2 protein-coding genes are annotated in these 3,446 nt (G+C 64.7%); both read left to right on the top strand.

The window, feature by feature from the left end; genetic code table 11:
• The first annotated feature begins 532 nt into the window (after positions 1-532).
• Positions 533-1,786, top strand: coding sequence for an IS110 family RNA-guided transposase (locus tag AC07CM_RS50590; RefSeq protein ID WP_478883312.1), 1,254 nt, complete (start codon positions 533-535; stop codon positions 1,784-1,786).
• Positions 1,787-2,541: 755 nt separating this feature from the next.
• Positions 2,542-3,420, top strand: coding sequence for a group II intron reverse transcriptase/maturase (ltrA, locus tag AC07CM_RS50585; protein WP_478883311.1), 879 nt, complete (start codon positions 2,542-2,544; stop codon positions 3,418-3,420).
• The last annotated feature ends 26 nt before the right edge of the window (positions 3,421-3,446 follow it).

The raw sequence follows: 3,446 nt of genomic DNA, 5'->3' as shown, positions 1-3,446 counted from the left end.
GACGGTCACGAGGCTCCTTGGACTGGGTCTGGTGGCTGACACCGGTCCGGTGGGCGGTCAGAACTGTGACGGTGCTTTGTGCGGCAAAGCCCCTAATCCGTAGTGAAGGTGGTTCCAGAAGCCGTAGCTGGGCTTCTGGGCTGTCTCGTGACGGACGTCTGTAAGGCCCCGGGCCCTTGAGGCCTCCCGATAGAGCGGCGCCGTCACGGTGGTGGGTTTCACGGGACCTGCGGGCGCCGGGCGAACGCCTGGGAATCTCCCCGGTCTTTGAGGCCTCACGAGAGAGCGGCGTGACCCGGCGTCTCCAAGTCCCGTGAAACCCACGGTCGTATGTCGTTCGTTGTCGTCGTGGCGCGAGCCCGCCGCAGGGCGACCTCCTGTCCACCTCCGCGAGCCGCGAGCTCTGGCGCAGACAGAGGCCCCTGGGGCGCGCTGGTGTCGCGAACGGCTACCGAGATGGCGGACCAACGAGTCCTGGGATTAGGACGCCGCGTGACCCGCATGAGCTCGTGACCTGCATAGACGCTCGACGATGGGAGAACGTGTGACTGTGTTCTGCGGGATCGACTGGGCAGAAGGGCATCACGACATCGCGCTGGTCGATGAGGCTGGCGAACTGCTGGCCAAGCGGCGGATCAGCGATGACGCGGGCGGCTATCGGATGCTGCTGGAGCTACTGGCCGAGCACGGTGACAGCCCTGAGTCGCCGATACCGGTGGCCATCGAGACCAGCCGCGGCCTGCTCGTGGCAGCCCTGCGGACCGGCCGCCGCAAGGTCTTCGCAATTAACCCGCTCGCCGCCTCCCGCTACCGCGACCGCCACGGTGTGTCCCGCAAGAAGTCAGACCCGGGCGACGCCCTCGTGCTGGCCAACATTCTCCGCACCGACATGGCCGTGCACCGGCCGCTGCCAGCGGACTCCGACCAAGCCCAGGCCATCGCGGTACTTGCTCGGGCTCAGCAGGACGCCGTCTGGAACCGTCAGCAGATCGGCAACCAGATCCGCTCACTGCTGCGCGAGTACTACCCCGCTGCCCTCGATGCCTTCCTGGCCAAGCAAGGAGGACTGGCTCGCGAGGAAGCCCGCATCATCCTGGCCAAAGCGCCAACGCCTACAGAAGGCTCGCGGCTGTCGCTGAGCCAGCTGCGTTCCGCTCTCAAGCGCGCCGGCCGTGTCCGCAGCATTGACGACGAGGCTGGCCGCCTGCGCGGTGTCCTGCGGGCCGAGTACGCTCACCAGCCTGCGGCTGTCGAGGACGCCTTCGGCAAACAACTTCTTGCTCTGCTGAAGCAATTCGAAGCAGCCTGCCAGGCCAGCGAAGACCTCGCCGAAGCAGTTGATACCAGCTTTCGTGAGCATCCGGACGCCGAGATACTCCTGAGCTTCCCGGGCCTCGGTGTCCAGCTTGCGGCACGAGTTCTCGCCGAGACAGGAGACGACCGCAACCGCTTCGCCGACGCCCGCGGGCTGAAGGCATACGCCGGATCAGCACCGATCACCCGCGCTTCCGGCAAGAAACACTACGTCGGACGCCGCATGGTCAAGAACAACCGGCTCCACCACGCGGGCTACCTCTGGGCCTTCTCCTCCCTCCGCTCATCACCGGGCGCGCAGGCCCACTACCGCCACCGCCGCGATGTCGGCGACTGGCACGCGCAAGCTCAACGACACCTGTTCAATCGCCTGCTCGGGCAGCTTTTCCACTGCCTCCAGAAGCGGGTCCTCTTCAACGAGGAACGCGCCTTCACTCCGCCCGCGACCTCACCCATGGCAGCTGCTGCTTGACTTCTTCAGACCCCGAGATGTCTATCGGGACACGTTCACCGGGCCGGCGGCAGTACACACCGCAGGGGGGCCGGAGCCGACAGTTCTACACCAAGGCACCTCGGCCAGTTGTCGCACGGGTCAGGCGCCGGCCCCCCTGCGGCACCCCATGATCCTCACAGTTGTCGCAGACCTTGTGTCCTGAACATGAAAGGGAGTCGATTGTAGGCAGCTTCTGGAAATGATGCTGTGCGGAAGATGAAGGTTATGGCCCTTCGGAGCCGCCCTGCGGGGGGAGGCTTCAAACCCCCTCATGCTGCGTTGGCTGAAGACCGTCGTGGTGAGCGATGAGGAAAAGGCGTCGTAAGAGGCGTCAGGTGGGGATCGGGAAGACGAACGCAAGTGAATCGCTGCTGATGTGTCGAAAGACAACCAGATGACATCAAAACCGGGGCATGGTTTGGGCTCCGGGATGAGCCTGGCGGGTGCCCGTTTATTGGCCAGGTGGTGTCCGGCATGTAGGCGACGTGAGTCCGGTCTGCGGCTTTCGCATGGAACAGGAGAAGGCAGTCCCCGACACTGCCCGCCGTTGTGGTGGGCGAGAGGGAGCACCCCAAGCGGTGGACACTGCAAGGGGTTGAGTACCGATGCGGGGCCTGCCGGCGGACCGGCTCGTAGTAGTGATGAAGCCCCCTGTAATGGGGGTGGAGCGAAGGGGTCGGGCTGCTCGTGACTGAGTTGATCGCATCAACCGGACGGTGTCCGGGAGGAGTCCGATGGGCCAGTTGAAGTCACAGGCCAAGCCGTTTGAGATTTCGAAGTGGGAAGTTAAGGAGGCGTGGGAGGAAGTCAGGGCGAACAGGGGTGCGCCAGGGGCGGACGGGCAGAGCATTGCCGACTTCGAGAAGGACCTGAAGAATAATCTGTATAAGGTCTGGAACCGGATGTCGTCGGGCTCGTACTTTCCACCTCCGGTGCGTGCAGTGCCAATTCCGAAGCCTCATGGTGGTGGCACGAGAGTGCTTGGCATTCCCGCTGTCGCCGACCGGGTGGCCCAGACCGTAGTGGCCCGGCATCTGATGCGGCGGGTGGAGCCGATTTTCCATCCGGACAGTTACGGATACCGGCCCGGTCGGTCCGCTTTGGACGCGGTGGGAAGGTGCCGGGAGCGTTGCTGGAAGCGGGACTGGGTGGTGGAGTTCGACATCGCCAAGTTCTTCGACAGCGTGCCCTGGGACCTGTTGGTCAAGGCGGTGGACGCACATACTGACGCCGTTTGGGTGAAGTTGTATGTGCGGCGGTGGCTTGCTGCCCCGCTCGTCATGCCCGACGGCTCCCTGCTGGAACGGGAGTGCGGGACGCCGCAAGGTGCTCCGGTTTCCCCTGTTTTGGCGAACCTGTTCCTGCACTACGCGTTCGACGTCTGGATGGTGCGGGAGTTCCCGGCCGTCTGGTTCGAACGGTATGCGGATGATGCGGTGCTCCACTGCGTCTCCGAGAGCGAAGCCCGTCAGGTGCTGGCCGCGCTCACGGACAGGATGGCCGAGGTCGGACTGCACCTGCACCCGGCCAAGACCCGGATCGTGGTGCGGCACGAGGCCGCTCGGAGTGAGTGGATACGTAGATGGGAGGGCCGGCTGATGTCGGTGACGTAGTCCCAGGCCAGTGCTCAAGAGCCTGT

It is taken from the genome of Streptomyces sp. NPDC044061 (assembly GCF_056434305.1).
The sequence above is the reverse complement of the archived record's forward strand: the minus strand, read 5'-3'. Positions and strand labels throughout refer to the sequence as shown.

What these genes read in the sequence shown, in the direction of transcription:
- ltrA (WP_478883311.1), top strand. Translation starts at nt 2,542, where the DNA reads ATGGGCCAGTTGAAGTCACAGGCCAAGCCGTTTGAGATTTCGAAGTGG.
- AC07CM_RS50590 (WP_478883312.1), top strand. Translation starts at nt 533, where the DNA reads ATGGGAGAACGTGTGACTGTGTTCTGCGGGATCGACTGGGCAGAAGGG.